Raw genomic sequence first — 15,178 nt, 5'->3', positions numbered from 1 at the left:
CGCGCTGAGGTATGGATTGCTTCGCTTCGCTCGCAATGACGACAAACAAAGTTCAGTGCCCGCATGACCGCATCTTTGCCGCCATTTACCGGCTACGAGCCCTTCCGCGCCTTTCGCGCCGATCCGGCGCAATGGCTGCCGATCGCGCGCGATATCGCTCGCGGCCATGGCCTGGCGTGCGCAGCGCCGCACGTCTTCTCCACCGGCACCAATCTCGTCATGGCCCTCGACGAAAAACTCATCCTCAAAATCTTTCCGCCATTTCTGCGCGCCCAATTCGTCTCGGAACGTGGCGCGCTCGCGCAGCTTCGCGGACGGCTTCGTGTCGCGATCCCCGAAATCGTCGCCGAAGGGGAGCGCGACGGCTGGCCATATCTCGTCATCACGCGGCTATCAGGCGTGTTGGGCGTGGATGCCTGGCCATCGCTGCCGGAAGCGGACAAGGAGCGTTTGCTTGCCGAGATTGGCGAGACCATCGCCGAGGTGCAGCGTGTTCCCGTCGGGCCGCTTGGGCAGATCGAGCCGGGCTGGGATGTCTTCATGCGCCGGCAGATCGAAGGGTGCCGCGCCCGGCACGCGCGTCTCGGATTGCCGCAGAAATTTCTCGACGGCCTGGACGATTTGCTGCGCGATGCGAGCTCGCTGGTCGCGCTGGAGGGGCCAGCGGTGATCCTGACCGGCGAATACATTCCGGAAAACTTCCTGCTGAGCGGCGGTTCGGGTTGGCGGCTCGCGGGGTTGATCGATTTCGGCGACGTGATGACAGGGAGGGGCGAGTATGACCTGCTTGGTCCCAGCGCCTTCATGACCGCCGGCATGCCGCGGCGGGTGCGAAGCCTGTTCGAGGGTTTTGGATATTCAGCCGCAGATATCACGCCCGAACTGAAGCGGCGGCTGCTCGCGCTGATGCTGCTGCATCGGGCCAGCGATCCGGTCAGGGCATTCTGCATCGAGGGATGGCAGGAGAAGGCCGCGGACCTCCATGAATTGCAGGATTTGCTCTGGCCAATTTGAGCGGAGCACAGCAATGGAGCGCTCGAAACGACTGCACATTAATTGAGCAAATATGCATCTCTGTATGCAATCCGCCAGGATGCCGCGTCCCCGGACGCCATTTCGCGTCGGACGCATTCGCCAGCAGCATCAATGAGTTGGCGTGAAAGTAAGTTTTCCTTAAACGTTGGCACGAACCTTGCGATTCCAGTTCCAAAGCCGTTTTCCCTCGGGCGTTGGAGCATCACCCATGAAGCGTCGCGATTTCCTCAAATCCGTGTCGGGGTTGGCGGCCGCCGGCGCGCTCACGCCGGCTCCGGCGATTTGGTCCTCCGCCAAGGCGCAAGCGCGGTCGGAAACGTTGCTGATCGTCTCGGAAAGCGGCCCCAACAATCTCGACATTCACGGCGTCGGCACCAACGTGCCCGGCTATGAGGTGTCGTGGAATTGCTACGACCGCCTGATCAGCCACGAGATGAAGAGCGGTCCGGGCGGCGTGCCGTATTACGACCGCGACAAGTTCAAGCCCGAACTCGCCGAGGACATGAAGGTCGGCGACATGTCGGTGACCTTCAAATTGAAGAAGAACGCGAAATTCCACGACGGCGCGCCGGTCACGGCGAAGGACGTCAAATGGTCGCTCGATCGCGCCGTCAGCGTCGGCGGCTTTCCGACGTTCCAGATGGGCGCGGGCTCGCTGACCAAGACCGAGCAGTTCGTCGTCGTCGACGACAACACGGTGCGGATCGATTTCGCCAAGAAGGACCGCCTCACCATCCCCGATCTCGCGGTCATCGTGCCGTGCATCGTCAATTCCGAGCTGGTGAAGAAGAACGCCACCGAGAAGGATCCGTGGGGCCTCGAATACACCAAGCAGCAGACCGCGGGCTCCGGTGCCTACAAGGTGGTGAAGTGGACGGCCGGCACCGAAGTCATCATGGAGCGCAACGACGCCTGGGTCGGCGGTCCCTTGCCGAAGGTCAAGCGCGTGATCTGGCGCATGGTGCCGCAGGCCGGCAACCGCCGCGCGCTGCTGGAGCGCGGCGATGCCGATATTTCCTACGATCTGCCGAACAAGGATTTCGTCGAGCTGAAGGACAGCGGCAAGCTCAACATCGTCTCGGTGCCCTATTCCAACGGCGTCCAGTATATCGGCATGAACGTCAAGATCGCGCCGTTCGACAACGTCAAGGTCCGCGAGGCCGTCGCCTGCGCGATTCCCTACCAGAAGATCATGGATGCGGTGCTGTTCGGCCTGGCCAAGCCGATGTTCGGCGCCGCAGCCGACAAGGCGACCGAGGTGGCCTGGCCGCAGCCGACCAAATACGTCACCGATATCGCAAGAGCCAAGGCATTGCTGGCGGAGGCCGGCTACCCCAACGGTTTTGAGACCACGCTGTCGTTTGATCTCGGCTTTGCCGGTGTCAACGAGCCGCTCTGCGTTCTGGTGCAGGAGAGCCTGGCGCAAATCGGCATCAAGACCACGATCAACAAGATCCCCGGCGCCAACTGGCGCACCGAACTGAACAAGAAGGTGCTGCCGCTCTACACCAACGTGTTCTCCGGCTGGCTCGACTATCCCGAATATTTCTTCATCTGGTGCTACGACGGCAAGAATTCGATCTTCAACACCATGAGCTACCAGTCGAAGCCGATGGACGAATTCATCCACGGCGCCGTCGACGCGGCGGCAATTGGCAACACGGCCAAATACGATGCTGACGTCAAAGGCTTCGTCGATCTCGCCTTCAAGGACATCCCGCGCATCCCGCTGTATCAGCCCTACGTCAACGTCGCGATGCAGAAGAACGTGTCCGGCTATCAATACTGGTTCCACCGGAGGCTGGATTATCGCGCGCTGGTGAAGGCGTGAGTGGATGATGCTGGCGGTAGGCGAAATGCTGACTTGCTCCGCTCTCTTTTGCTGTGAGGGACGCAATGCTCTCTCACTCCCTCCCCCCTTGCGGGGGAGGGACGGGGAGAGGGGTAAGCCACACGCCCCGCCGTTGCCGCCACCCCTCTCCCCAGCCCTCCCCCGCAAGGGGGGAGGGAGCGCAATTGCGCCTGCGGCAGCACCTCGTCTCATCACCGGGAGCGGATCATGTTGACCATGATCGGCAAGCGGCTGATGTTTGCTCTACCCTCGCTCATCGGGGTCGTGATCGTCACCTTCCTGCTGACGCGCGCGCTGCCGGGCGATCCCGCCGCCTATTTCGCCGGGCCCGCTGCGAGCAAGGAAGCGATCGAGCAGATCCGCAAGAAACTCGGCTTCGACAAGCCGTTGATTGAGCAGTTCTTCCGCTACACCAACGATCTCGCGCATGGCGATTTCGGCAACTCGCTGACCACAGGCCAGCCGGTTGCGACCGAAATCCGCAACCGCCTGCCGGCGTCTGCCGAACTGACGCTGCTCGGCCTCATCGTCTCGATCACGATCGCGATTCCGCTCGGCGTGCTCGCCGCGACCCGGCCGGGCTCGTGGATCGATCACCTCTGCCGGATCACGACAACGGCCGGCGTATCGCTGCCGGTGTTCTTTACTGGCCTCGTGCTGGTGTACTTGTTCTATTTCAGGCTCGGCTGGTCGCCGGCACCGCTCGGCCGGCTCGACGTGTTCTACAGCGCGCCGCCGACCGTGACCGGTCTCTATCTCATCGACGCCCTGATCGCGCGCGAGTTCGAGACGTTTCGTTCGGCGCTGAGCCAGCTCATCCTGCCGGCGGCGACGCTGGCGGTCTTCTCGCTGGCGCCGATTGCGCGCATGACGCGGGCCTCGATGCTGGCGGTGCTGGCCTCTGACTTCGTCCGCACCGCGCGCGCCAGCGGGCTTTCTCCATCGACCGTGATCGTCACCTACGCGTTCCGCAACGCGATGCTGCCCGTCATAACCACGCTCAGCATGGTGTTCTCGTTTCTGCTCGGGGCCAACGTGCTGGTCGAGAAGGTGTTCGCGTGGCCCGGCATCGGTTCCTATGCGGTGGAAGCGCTGATCTCGTCGGACTTCGCGCCGGTGCAGGGCTTCGTGCTGACCATGGCGGTCATGTACGTGCTGCTCAATCTGGTCATCGACATTCTCTACGGCGTGATCGATCCACGCGTGCGGCTTGAGGGGTGAGGTTCAAAGATGAGTAGCGTTGCGCCTGCCGTTGAACCTGCTGCTCCCGCCCGCACCTCGGGTTTGGCGGCGATGTTCGAGCATATCGGCTACGTGCTCGGCGAGAACCGCGTCACCGCCTTTGCTTTCGGTTTGCTCGTCATCATCCTGTTTGCCGCGATCTTCGGCCCCTACATCGTTCCCTACGATCCGCTCGCCAGCGATACCGCTGCGGCGTTGAAGCCGCCGTCGGCGGCGCATTGGTTCGGCACGGACCAATTGGGCCGCGATATCTTCAGCCGCGTCATCGTCGCCACAAGGCTCGATACCTTCATCGCGATCGCCTCGGTGGGGCTGGTGTTCCTGATGGGCGGACTGGCCGGCATCGCCGCCGGCTATTTCGGCGGCTGGACCGACCGCATCGTCGGGCGCATCGCCGACACCATCATGGCGTTTCCGCTGTTCGTGCTGGCAATGGGCATCGTGGCGGCACTCGGCAATACCGTGCAGAACATCATTTTCGCCACGGCGATCGTGAACTTTCCGCTCTATGCCCGCGTCGCCCGCGCCGAAGCCAATGTGCGCCGCAACGCCGGCTTCGTGCAGGCGGCGCGGCTGTCAGGCAATGGCGAGATGCGGATCCTGCTGGTGCACATCCTGCCCAACATCATGCCGATCATGATCGTGCAGATGTCGCTGACCATGGGCTACGCGATCCTCAACGCCGCAGGCCTCTCCTTCATCGGGCTCGGTGTGCGGCCGCCGACGGCGGAATGGGGCATCATGGTCGCGGAAGGCGCCACCTTCATGGTGTCGGGCGAATGGTGGATCGCGCTGTTTCCGGGGTTGGCGCTGATGATTGCGGTGTTCTGCTTCAATTTGCTCGGCGACGGCCTGCGCGACATCGTCGATCCGCAGCGGAGGACGTGATGGGTGTCTCCACGCTCGCAGCTGCGCTCCCTCCCCCCTTGCGGGGGAGGGTTGGGGAGAGGGGTGGCCGCGGGAGAGATGGGAGTTTGTGGCTACCCCTCTCCCTGCCCCTCCCCCGCAAGGGGGGAGGGAATGAGAGAGTTGTGCCCAACTTACGCGCGAATCACTCTCGAAGATTATCCAGTGAATCCAACCTCGTTCTACTTTGCATGGGGTTGTTTTCGATATTTTTGCGGAGGTCGTCATGACCGCCCAGCCCCTGCTCGACGTCAACGACCTCACCGTCGAGTTCACCACGCGACGCGGCATCGTCAAGGCCGTGCAGCATGTCAACATTTCAGTTGCCAAGGGCGAGACGCTCGGCATCGTCGGCGAATCCGGCTCCGGCAAGTCGGTGACGTCATATGCCGTGATGCGGATCCTCGACCGCGCCGGCAGGATCGCCGACGGTTCGGTGATGTTCTCCGGCATCGACGTCAAGGCCGCGAGCGAAAACGAGATGCGCGATTTGCGCGGCCGTGAAATCTCGATGATCTTCCAGAACCCGCGCGCCGCGCTCAACCCGATCCGCAAGGTCGGCGACCAGATCGAGGACGTGCTGCGCCAGCACGTGCAGAGCGCAGCCAGCGATCGCGGCGAGAAGGCGATCGAGGCGCTGGAGCAGGTCAAGATCGCCCGTCCGCGCGAGCGTTATCATGCCTATCCGTTCGAACTTTCGGGCGGCATGTGCCAGCGCGTCGTGATCGCGCTGGCGCTGGCCTGCAATCCGCAGCTTTTGATCGCGGACGAGCCGACGACGGGACTCGACGTCACCACGCAGAAAGCCGTGATGGACCTGATCGTGGAGCTGACAAAGCGCCGGCACATGTCGACGATCCTGATCACGCACGATCTGGGCCTCGCCGCCGCCTACTGCGACCGCGTGGTGGTGATGGAGAAGGGCCGAGTGGTGGAGACCGCGAAGTCGGCGGACATCTTTGCAAAGCCCGAGCACGCCTACACCAAGAAGCTGATGCGCGCGACGCCGCGGATCGGCGTGTCGTTGCGGGATCTGCTTCCGGAGGAGGAGGTTTTAGCCTCTCCCCGCACGCGGGGAGAGGCCGTCGCACGAAGTGCGGCGGGTGAGGGGGACTCTCCGCGCATCGTGCTCGCGGAGGCCGCCCCTCACCCCGACCCTCTCCCTGCGAAGAGCGGGGAGATGGAGAAGCCTCTACTTCTCGTCGAGAAGTTGGTGAAAGAATACCCGCGCCAGGGCGCAAGCGCGGTGCTGTCAAAACTGTTCTCTCGCAAGCCGCCGGTGGAGGCGGAAGTCTTCCGCGCCGTTGACGGCATCAGCTTCACCGTCGGCCACGGCGAGAGCGTTGGCCTCGTCGGCGAATCCGGCCTGCGGCAAATCGACGACGTCGATGATGGTGATGCGGCTATTGGATCAGACCTCCGGGCGCATCAGTTTCGACGGCGAGGAGATCGGCGCCATCCTGCCGCAGGCCTTTGCGCGGCTGCCGCTGCGCAAGAGCATTCAGATGGTGTTCCAGGATCCGACCGACAGCCTCAACCCGCGCTTCACCGCGGCACGCGCCATTGCCGATCCGCTTCTGCAGCTCGGCGACATCAAGGGGCGCGACGCGCTGCGCGCTCGCTGCGAGAAGCTCGCCGGTTTGGTCGGCCTGCCCGTCGATCTGCTCGATCGTTTCCCGCATCAACTGTCCGGCGGCCAAAAAGCCCGCGTCGGCATCGCTCGCGCAATCGCGCTGCATCCGAAACTCGTGATCCTCGACGAGCCAACCGCGGCGCTCGACGTCTCCGTGCAGGCCGTGGTGCTCAATCTACTACAGGATCTGAAAGCGTCGATGGGCATGAGCTATTTGTTCGTGTCGCATGATCTGAATGTGGTGCGTCTGCTTTGCGATCGTGTCATCGTGATGCGGGCGGGGCGAATCGTCGAGCAGGGCTCGTCGGAGCGTGTGCTCGGCGATCCGCAGGACGCCTACACCAAGGAATTGCTGACGGCGATCCCGCATCCGCCGTTGCCAGTTCACTAGAAACTCGAATGGAAGCGAAATGGCCGCCGATCCCCTGGATAATTACATCGACGCCGTCGCCAAGGCGCTGGCGCTGCCGGTTGAAGAAGCCTGGCGGCCGGCGGTGCGGGCGAACCTCGAAGTGTCGCTGAGGCTGGCGCGGCTGGTCGACGAATTCCCGCTGCCGGACGAGATCGAGCCGGCCAGCGTCTACACAGCGTGACAAGGCCATGACCGTGAACAGTGATGGGCTATCGGCCCAACAAATCGCGCAGGCCGTCGCAGGCGGCAAGCTGTCCGCACTCGACGCGACCGAAGCCGCACTGGCGCGAATCGCCAAATATGATTCCGTGCTGAACTCGTTTACCGACATCACCGCCGATCGCGCGCGCGCGAAAGCCCGCGCGGTCGATGCCGCCATCGCCGCCGGTCAGAAGGTCGGCCCGCTCGCTGGCGTTCCCTTCGCGGTGAAGAACCTGTTCGACGTGAAGGGTCTCGCCACCCGCGCTGGATCGAAGATCAACCGCGATCTCGCCCCATCACCGCGCGACGCCACGCTGATCGAGCGCATGGAAGCAGCCGGCGCCGTGCTGGTCGGCGCGCTCAACATGGGCGAATACGCCTATGACTTCACCGGCGAGAACGTGCATGACGGCCCGTCGCGCAATCCGCACGATCCGACGCGGATGACCGGCGGCTCCTCCGGCGGCTCTGGCAGTGCGGTCGGCAGCGCTCTTGTTCCGATCGCCCTGGGATCCGATACCAACGGCTCGATCCGCGTGCCCTCGTCGTTCTGCGGCGTCTTCGGCTTGAAGCCGACCTATGGCCGGCTTTCGCGCGCCCGTTCGTTCCCCTTTGTCGCAAGCCTCGATCATCTGGGTCCCTTGGCGCGTAATGTCGACGATCTCGCGCTGGCCTATGACGCCATGCAGGGCCCCGACGCTGACGACGCCGCCTGCACGACACGGCCGGTCGAACCGGTTGCGCCGCTGTTGGCGAAAGGCGTCGACGGCCTGCGGGTCGCGGTGGCCGGCGGGTATTTTCAGAAGAACGTCTTTCCGGAAGCGGTCGAGGCCGTGGCGCGCATCGCCAAGGCGCTGAACGCGACCAAGACGGTCGAAATTCCCGAAGCCGCGCGCGCCCGCGCCGCGGCCTACGTCATCACTACGACCGAGGGCGCGTCGCTGCATCTCGATCGCCTGCGCCAGCGTCCGAACGATTTCGATCCCGCGGTGCGCGACCGCCTGATTGCGGGCGCGATGGTCCCGGCTCCGCTGGTCGACCGCGCGCAGAAATTCCGCCGCTGGTATCGGGCAAGGGTGTTGGAGCTGTTCCAATCGGTGGACGTAATCATCGCACCGGCGACGCCCTGCATCGCGCCCAAGCTCGGCCAGGCAACCTTTACGCTCGATGGCGTCGAATTGCCGGTGCGCGCCAATATCGGCATCCACACCCAGCCGATTTCGTTCATCGGTCTTCCGGTGGTGGCGGTACCGGTGCCGCTCGAGCCGATGCCGATCGGCGTGCAGATCATCGCCGCGCCGTGGCGGGAAGATATCGCCTTGCGGGTTGCGCATGCGCTGGAGCGGATGGGCGCCGCCGCGGCACCCGCGCCGAGAGGATTGTGAGCATGGAGATCGATCTTCCCGACGTGCTCGCCGAAGTCACCGCGCAGTTCGAACGCTACGAAAAGGCGCTGGTGTCGAACGACGTGGCGGTGCTGGACGAATTGTTCCGCGACGATCCCCGCACGCTGCGCTATGGCATCGGCGAAAATCTCTACGGCTACGACGCCATTATGGCGTTCCGCGCCGCGCGCTCGCCGGTCGGGTTGATGCGGCGGACCGACAAGACGGTGATCACGACCTATGGCCGCGATACCGCGGTCGCCTCGACGCTGTTCTATCGCGACGGCGCACCCGGAAGGGTCGGGCGGCAGATGCAAACCTGGATACGGTTTCCCGAAGGTTGGAAGATCGTCGCGGCCCATGTCAGCATCATCGACGAGCCCGAATCTTGCGAGCAAACGTCTTCCAAGCAAATGGATCAAAAGGCATGAGTCTGGAAGATCTGCCGGAAGCCACGGTTCGCCGCGTCGATCGCCCTTCGTCGCAGCGGGACAAGGTCACGCGCGCAGAAGAACTGCGGCTGCAGCTCGCCGACGAGATCGTGCGCGGTGTGCTGCCGCCGGGATCGGCGCTCGACGAGACCGATATCGCCCGGCGCTTTGCCGTGTCGCGCACGCCGGTGCGCGAGGCCCTGCGACAACTCGTGGCGAGCGGCCTGGTGGAGGCGCGGGCCCATCGCGGCGCGGTGGTGGCGCAGCCGTCGCTGGACCGCCTGACCGAAATGTTCGAAGCGATGGCGGAGCTGGAAGCGTTGTGCGCGGGGCTCGCGGCCGAACGGATGCCGCCAGGGGACCGTCAGAAGCTGGAGGCGATCCATGAAGAATTGCGGGTGCTGAGCCATGCCGGCAATCCCGAACGCTTTCACGCAGTCAACGAGCGTTTCCACAACGCGATCTATGCCGGTTCGCAGAACAGCTACATTGCCGAGATGACGCTGGCGACGCGGGTGCGCGTGCAGCCATTCCGCCGCGCCCAGTTCCGCAATCTCGGGCGGCTGGCAAAATCGCATGCCGAGCACGACCGCGTCGTGGTCGCGATCATGCGCGGCGACAAGGTGGGCGCTGCGGCCGCGATGCGCGCGCATATCGAACTGGTGCGCGGGGAGTACGAAATTTACGCGGTGTCGGTGTAAGATTCTCTCGGCATGCGTGCCCCGGACGCAGCGCAGCACGCAGTGATGCGCTGCAGAGCCGGGGTCCATCTCTCCGAATACGCATAGGTCCCGGCTCTGCGGAGCAGCGTTGCACGCTGCGCCGCGTCCGGGACACGGGGCTACACCGCCACCCTCTCCGCGATGAACGCGCGCCAGCCGCCATAGGCTGAAATATCGCGCGCGCCGTTGATGGCTGCGGGCTCGACCAGAAATCCCTTCACGTCCGTTCCGTCGGCGAGCCGGATCGTGCCGATGCCGAGCGGCGGCGGGATCGCAGCGACGAATTTGCCGAAGGCTGTCGCCGACAATGCCCAAAGCTCGAGCTTGATCGAACTGCCCGCGCCTTGCTCCACGCGCAGCATGCCGGGTTTCGGCGGCACCGTGTCGAGCGCGTAGAACTTGTAGTCCGGCGCGGTCGCGGTCGCCTCGATCAGGCGGGCGCCGAGCACCTGCAACTCGCCATTGAGCGCCATGCCGGAAAGATGCGCGCCGACCACCGCGAGGGTGATTTCATCGCCGTTCGCGGCTGCCGGCAACGAAGCGAGCGGCGGCTGCATCAGCCCCTTGGCTCCCATCTTCAGTTGGGTGTCGGCATGAAACACCCGCCCGATGCTGGCGAGCTGCGCGTCGCGTCCCGCGGACGCCAGCAGCGTGATGCCGAACGGGATGCCGTCCGCGCGCATCGCGGCCGGCAGCGCGAGGCCGCAGAGGTCGAGCAGGTTGACAAAATTGGTGTAAGTGCCGAGCCGGCTGTTGAGCTCGATCGGATTGGCCAGCACCTGCGCGGTCGAATAGGCGGTCGGCGCCGTCGGCAGCACCATCGCGTCGAAATGGGCAAAGCTGCGCTCGGCCGTACGCCGTAGCGCCTGCAGCCGATAGCGTGAAGCAAAGGTGTCGGCGGCGGTCAGCCGCGCGCCGGCGGCGGTGATTTCGCGGGTCACCGGATGAATCGAATCCGGCGAGGATGCCAGGAGGTCGCGGATGACAAGGTATCGCTCGGCGACCCACGGGCCTTCGTAAAGCAGCCGCGCGGTCTCATAAAAGGGTTCGAGGTCGAACTCGACCAGCGTGGCGCCGAGCGCCGTCCAGCGCTTGAGCGCCTCGCCATAGGCTTTCTCGGAAGCCGCGTCGCCAAAGAAGATCAATTGGCCATTGCGCGGCACGCCGAGCCGGAGTTTTTCGGGAAATACCGACATCGGTCCCAGCGGCCGGTCGCGCGAAAACGGATCGGCGCAGTCGGCGCCCGCCATCGCAGCCAGTGCGGTCATCGCATCGTCGACGGTGAGCGAGAAAACCGAAACGCAGTCCAGCGTGCGGCAGGCCGGGACCAGCCCGGCGTTGGAGATCAGCCCAAGGCTCGGCTTGAGCCCTACGATGTTGTTGAGCATCGCCGGCACGCGGCCCGAACCCGCGGTGTCGGTGCCGAGCGCAAGCGGCACGAGGCCGGCGGAAACCGCCACCGCCGATCCTGAACTCGATCCGCCCGGCACGAGATCGGCGCGGATCGGATTGACGGGAATACCATAGGGCGAGCGGACGCCGACCAGGCCGGTCGCGAACTGGTCGAGGTTGGTCTTGCCGATGATGATGGCGCCGGCCGCCCGCAGCTTTGCGACCGCCGTCGAGTCCTGCGCGGGGAAAAAGGAAAAGGCCGGGCAGGCGGCCGTGGTCGCTAAGCCCAGCGCGTCGATATTGTCCTTCACTGCGACCGGGACGCCGAGCAGCGGAAGCAATGCCGCATCTTTCGAGGCCAGCGCTTCGGCCTCCGCCACCGCATCCTTCTCGTCGCGCAGGCTGATGAACACGGCGGGATCATTATGGTCGCGGATGCGCTGATAGCAGCGCGCGACGGTTTGCGCCGGGGTGATCGCGCCGGCGCGGTGCGCGGCGACAATGGCAGCAACGGTTTCAGGCGCGTCGGATCCCATGGCAGCAAAACTCCAGCGAGCAAGGTTACCCGGACTAAGGTTACCAAGCTGAAGCAAGCGATGTGCCATTGTGTACAATCGCTTAGTCGAGCCAACGCTCAAATATAGATTTGCAGTTTCATGCACTTACGGGGCGACTGACGCATGCCATGAGCCCGGCCGTTACTGGAGACTGCCTAAAACTTAGGCCACTCAGCCCAAGGCCTGGCGCCAGCCGCGATCAGGTGAAGTCCGAGAGTATCTGCAGCAGTTTCTCCCGGTTCTCCTTGCCGATCTTCTCGGCCACATGGCGCTCATGTTCGGCGGCAAGCCGCTTGAACTGCGCCAGCGCCGTCCGGCCGCGCGCGGTCAGGTGCAGCGCGTGGGAGCGCCGGTCGGCGGCGGATTTGACGCGGCTGACGAGATCGCGCTGTTCAAGACTATCCAGGAGGTGCACCAGCCGGGCGCGCTCGATGCCGAGCCGTTTTGCAACAGCCATCTGGCTCAGCCCCGGGTTAGCGCCGATCACCGTCATCACGGAATACTGCGTGGGGCGGATATCGACGGCGCCGAGCGTACGAATGAAATCCTGGAAGATCCAGATTTGAAAGCGCCGCACCGCATAACCGGCGTGGCCCGCCAGCGCGTCGAGGCCGATTTCGCCGTTCATCAGATCGCTGTGCGCGTTGCCGTTTTCACTTCGCGCGCGGCCGGGGCGCGGCCGAATACCAGCGCGCGACTTGGCTATTCGTGACTTGGCAATTCTGGGTGCCTGACTGTTCCTCGCCATCGTTCCCTTCTAGCGCTTCACGCGGCCAAGGGGAAGATTGTTGTTGACGACAACAATTGTTGTGCCCAACATTGGCGTCAAGCCAGCCCTTTCGAGGCGGCAGGAGGAAGCCCATGACTATCGCCGCCATCAGCGGTGCCGATTCCCAAAATCTATTCGCGACGCCGGCGATCGTTGCCGATCGCCGGACCGATGGCAGCATCATCCTGAAATCGACCACGCCGCTGCGGCCGAGTGCGCGCTGTATCGGCGACTGGCTGGAGCATTGGGCGCGGCAGGCGCCGGACCGGATCTTTCTCGCCGATCGCGCCAGCGTTGATACGCCGTGGAACACCGTCACCTACAGGGATGCGTTGAAGCAGGTGCGCTCGGCCGCCGCCTGGATCCTCGCGCAGGGGCTAAGCGCCGAGCGTCCGCTGGTGATCCTGTCCGACAACAGCGTCGAGCACGCGCTGTTCGCGCTCGCCGCCCAGCATGTCGGCGTGCCATCGGCCGCGATCTCGCCGGCCTATTCGCTGATGTCCAAGGATTTCGACAAGCTCAAGAGCATGATCACGCTGCTCGGACCGGGCGCCATCTATGTTTCCGGCACAAAGCCGTTTGCCGCGGCGCTGGCGGCGATCAAGCCACTGCATTCGGCCACCATTGTCAGCGGCAGTGCGGGTGATGACAGCGCGATCTCCTTCCGCGCCGTCGCTTCAACGCCGGAAACGCGCGATGTCGAAAAGGCCTTTGCCGCGATCACGCCGGACACGATCGCAAAATTCCTATTCACCTCGGGCTCGACCGGCACGCCGAAGGCCGTGATCAATACCCAGCGCATGCTGACCTCCAGCCAGCAGGCCAAGGCGCAGACCTGGACGTTCCTCGAAGATATCGGCGAGGATCTCGTGATCCTAGATTGGCTGCCCTGGAGCCACACCTTCGGCGCCAACCACAATTTCAATCTGGTGCTGCGCAACGGCGGCACGCTCTATGTCGACGGCGGCAAGCCGGCACCGGGGTTGTTCGCGACCTCGCTCGCCAATCTGCGAAGCGTGATGCCATCAGTCTATTTCAACGTGCCGCGCGGTTTTGACATGCTGATCGCGGCGCTGCGCAGCGACGACGAACTGCGAAAAAAGTTCTTCAGCGAGGTGAAGTTCGCTTTCTACGCCGGCGCAGCCTTGCCGCAGAATCTCTGGGACGCGCTGGAGGAACTCTCGATCGAGACGGTGGGGCGTGCGCTGTCGATGGTGTCGGCCTGGGGCTCGACCGAAACCTCGCCGCTCGCCACCGATTGCCATTTCCAGGCGAAACGTTCCGGCAATATCGGCGTGCCGATCCCGGGCACCGAACTGAAGCTGGTGCCATCGGGCGACAAGCTGGAGGTGCGGGTGCGCGGTCCGAATGTCACGCCCGGTTACTGGAAGGCGCCGGATTTGACCGCGCAGGCGTTCGACGAAGAGGGTTTTTATCTCATCGGCGACGCCGTGACCTTTGCCGATCCGGCGCGTCCCGAACTCGGACTGTTCTTCGACGGCCGCGTCGCCGAGGACTTCAAGCTCAATTCGGGCACCTGGGTCAGCGTCGGCACGTTGCGCATCGCCGGCATCGCTGCTCTGGCGCCGCTGGCGCAGGACATTGTCGTGACCGGCCATGGCGGCGACGAGGTTCGCTTCCTGGTATTTCCGAATATTGCGGCCTGCCGTGCACATGCCGGCTTGCCCGACAGCGCCGACGTGAAAGATGTGATTGGCCACGACCGGGTTCGCGCAGCGATCGCGCAGGGCCTTGCGAACCTAAAGGCGCAAAGCGGCAACTCGTCCGGTCACGCAACGCGCGCGCTGCTGCTGGCCGAACCCGCGTCCGTCGACGGCGGCGAGATCACCGACAAGGGTTATATCAACCAGCGCGCGGTGCTGACGCGGCGCGCGAGCGCAGTGGCAACGTTGGATGACGACGCCTCGGCCGAATGGATCGGCTGCGCTGGCTGAAACGCCAGAGCGTTTTCAAGCGAAGTGGACACCGGTTCGCGTCAAGAAAACGCGTCAAAACAAGAATCTAGAGCCCGGTTCTGATTGAATCAGAACCGAAACGGCTCTAGGCGCGTCGGGACGCCGCGTGCTTGTGCGCCTCGACCAGCCGCACCAGCATCTGGAGAAATGCCGTCTGCTCGCTCTTGCTGAGCGCGGAAAGCGTCTGGGCATTAAAGCTCTCGCCAAGCCGGCTGGCTTCGTCAGCGCGCCTCTCGCCCGCCGCGCTGAGGCTGAGCTCGACCGCGCGCTTGTCCCGCGCGGATCGCTTCCGCTTCAAGACGCCGGTTTCCTCCATCCGTGACAGGATTTTCACGAGGTTGGGGAGCTGCATCTTCAACACGGCGGCGAGTTCGCTCTGCGTCACCGTCTTGTTGTCCCGCACCGTAACCAGGATGGCATATTCGAGCGGCGAAAGGTTCAGGGACTCGAAATACGGATAGAACGCCTCGAAGTTCTCCAACTGCAGGATCCGGATCATGAATCCCGGGGTCTGCTGCAGCGCGGTGAGATCGAGTTTTCGCGCCGAGTCCGGCTCGGCCGGTCTGGCCGCTCCGTTACCGTTGCGCGTCGAAATTTTTCCGATTCGTTCCATGGGCAAAAGCTCGCACGGCATCACGTGAATTGACAATCCTCAAAATGCTTAT

Annotated in this window: 12 protein-coding genes and 1 pseudogene; 10 read left to right on the top strand and 3 right to left on the bottom strand. The window is 64.1% G+C overall.

Features of this window, described 5'->3' with window-relative positions; all coding sequences use genetic code 11:
• Positions 1-63: 63 nt before the first annotated feature.
• The 9 genes and pseudogenes from V1273_RS32365 to V1273_RS32325 all read left to right on the top strand — a co-directional run bounded on the left by V1273_RS32365 (position 64) and on the right by V1273_RS32325 (position 9,798).
• Complete coding sequence (locus V1273_RS32365) at positions 64-1,014, top strand: aminoglycoside phosphotransferase family protein (protein ID WP_334411950.1); 951 nt, start codon at positions 64-66, stop codon at positions 1,012-1,014.
• A 229-nt stretch (positions 1,015-1,243) separates the two neighbouring features.
• Positions 1,244-2,866: an ABC transporter substrate-binding protein gene (locus V1273_RS32360; RefSeq protein ID WP_334365402.1), complete on the top strand. Its 1,623-nt coding sequence runs from the start codon at positions 1,244-1,246 to the stop codon at positions 2,864-2,866.
• 228 nt (positions 2,867-3,094) lie between these two features.
• A complete protein-coding gene (locus tag V1273_RS32355) occupies positions 3,095-4,108 on the top strand; it encodes an ABC transporter permease (protein WP_334411949.1) in 1,014 nt (337 codons plus the stop codon).
• Between the two features lie 9 nt (positions 4,109-4,117).
• Positions 4,118-5,017 carry an ABC transporter permease gene (locus V1273_RS32350; RefSeq protein ID WP_334411948.1) on the top strand — a complete coding sequence of 300 codons (900 nt, stop codon included), beginning with the start codon at positions 4,118-4,120 and terminating at the stop codon, positions 5,015-5,017.
• Between the two features lie 244 nt (positions 5,018-5,261).
• A pseudogene (locus V1273_RS32345) lies at positions 5,262-7,059 on the top strand (dipeptide ABC transporter ATP-binding protein).
• A gap of 19 nt (positions 7,060-7,078) precedes the next feature.
• Positions 7,079-7,261, top strand: a complete 183-nt coding sequence (locus V1273_RS32340) for a DUF4089 domain-containing protein (RefSeq protein WP_334365398.1) — start codon at positions 7,079-7,081, stop codon at positions 7,259-7,261.
• A gap of 7 nt (positions 7,262-7,268) precedes the next feature.
• Positions 7,269-8,666, top strand: coding sequence for an AtzE family amidohydrolase (locus tag V1273_RS32335; RefSeq protein WP_334411947.1), 1,398 nt, complete (start codon positions 7,269-7,271; stop codon positions 8,664-8,666).
• Positions 8,667-8,668: 2 nt separating this feature from the next.
• Complete coding sequence (gene hpxZ, locus V1273_RS32330; protein ID WP_334411946.1) at positions 8,669-9,097, top strand: oxalurate catabolism protein HpxZ; 429 nt, start codon at positions 8,669-8,671, stop codon at positions 9,095-9,097.
• Positions 9,094-9,798, top strand: a complete 705-nt coding sequence (locus V1273_RS32325) for a GntR family transcriptional regulator (RefSeq protein WP_334379949.1) — start codon at positions 9,094-9,096, stop codon at positions 9,796-9,798. Before hpxZ ends, V1273_RS32325 begins: the two co-directional genes overlap by 4 nt.
• 140 nt (positions 9,799-9,938) lie before the next feature.
• Here V1273_RS32325 and atzF read toward each other — a convergent pair whose 3' ends face one another.
• Both atzF and V1273_RS32315 read right to left on the bottom strand, forming a co-directional pair.
• Positions 9,939-11,747, bottom strand: coding sequence for an allophanate hydrolase (gene atzF / locus V1273_RS32320; RefSeq protein ID WP_334411945.1), 1,809 nt, complete (start codon positions 11,745-11,747; stop codon positions 9,939-9,941).
• Positions 11,748-11,967: 220 nt separating this feature from the next.
• Positions 11,968-12,516, bottom strand: coding sequence for a MarR family winged helix-turn-helix transcriptional regulator (locus V1273_RS32315; protein ID WP_442894127.1), 549 nt, complete (start codon positions 12,514-12,516; stop codon positions 11,968-11,970).
• 113 nt (positions 12,517-12,629) lie between these two features.
• Between V1273_RS32315 and V1273_RS32310 the strand changes: the two genes are divergently transcribed.
• Positions 12,630-14,492 carry a feruloyl-CoA synthase gene (locus V1273_RS32310; RefSeq protein ID WP_334411944.1) on the top strand — a complete coding sequence of 621 codons (1,863 nt, stop codon included), beginning with the start codon at positions 12,630-12,632 and terminating at the stop codon, positions 14,490-14,492.
• 106 nt (positions 14,493-14,598) lie between these two features.
• Here V1273_RS32310 and V1273_RS32305 read toward each other — a convergent pair whose 3' ends face one another.
• Positions 14,599-15,126: a MarR family winged helix-turn-helix transcriptional regulator gene (locus tag V1273_RS32305; RefSeq protein WP_334411943.1), complete on the bottom strand. Its 528-nt coding sequence runs from the start codon at positions 15,124-15,126 to the stop codon at positions 14,599-14,601.
• Positions 15,127-15,178 lie beyond the last annotated feature (52 nt).

The sequence above is a fragment of the Bradyrhizobium sp. AZCC 1721 genome (genome assembly GCF_036924715.1).
In the GTDB taxonomy this organism is placed as follows: domain Bacteria; phylum Pseudomonadota; class Alphaproteobacteria; order Rhizobiales; family Xanthobacteraceae; genus Bradyrhizobium.
This window is presented reverse-complemented; position numbering and strand designations above follow the sequence as displayed.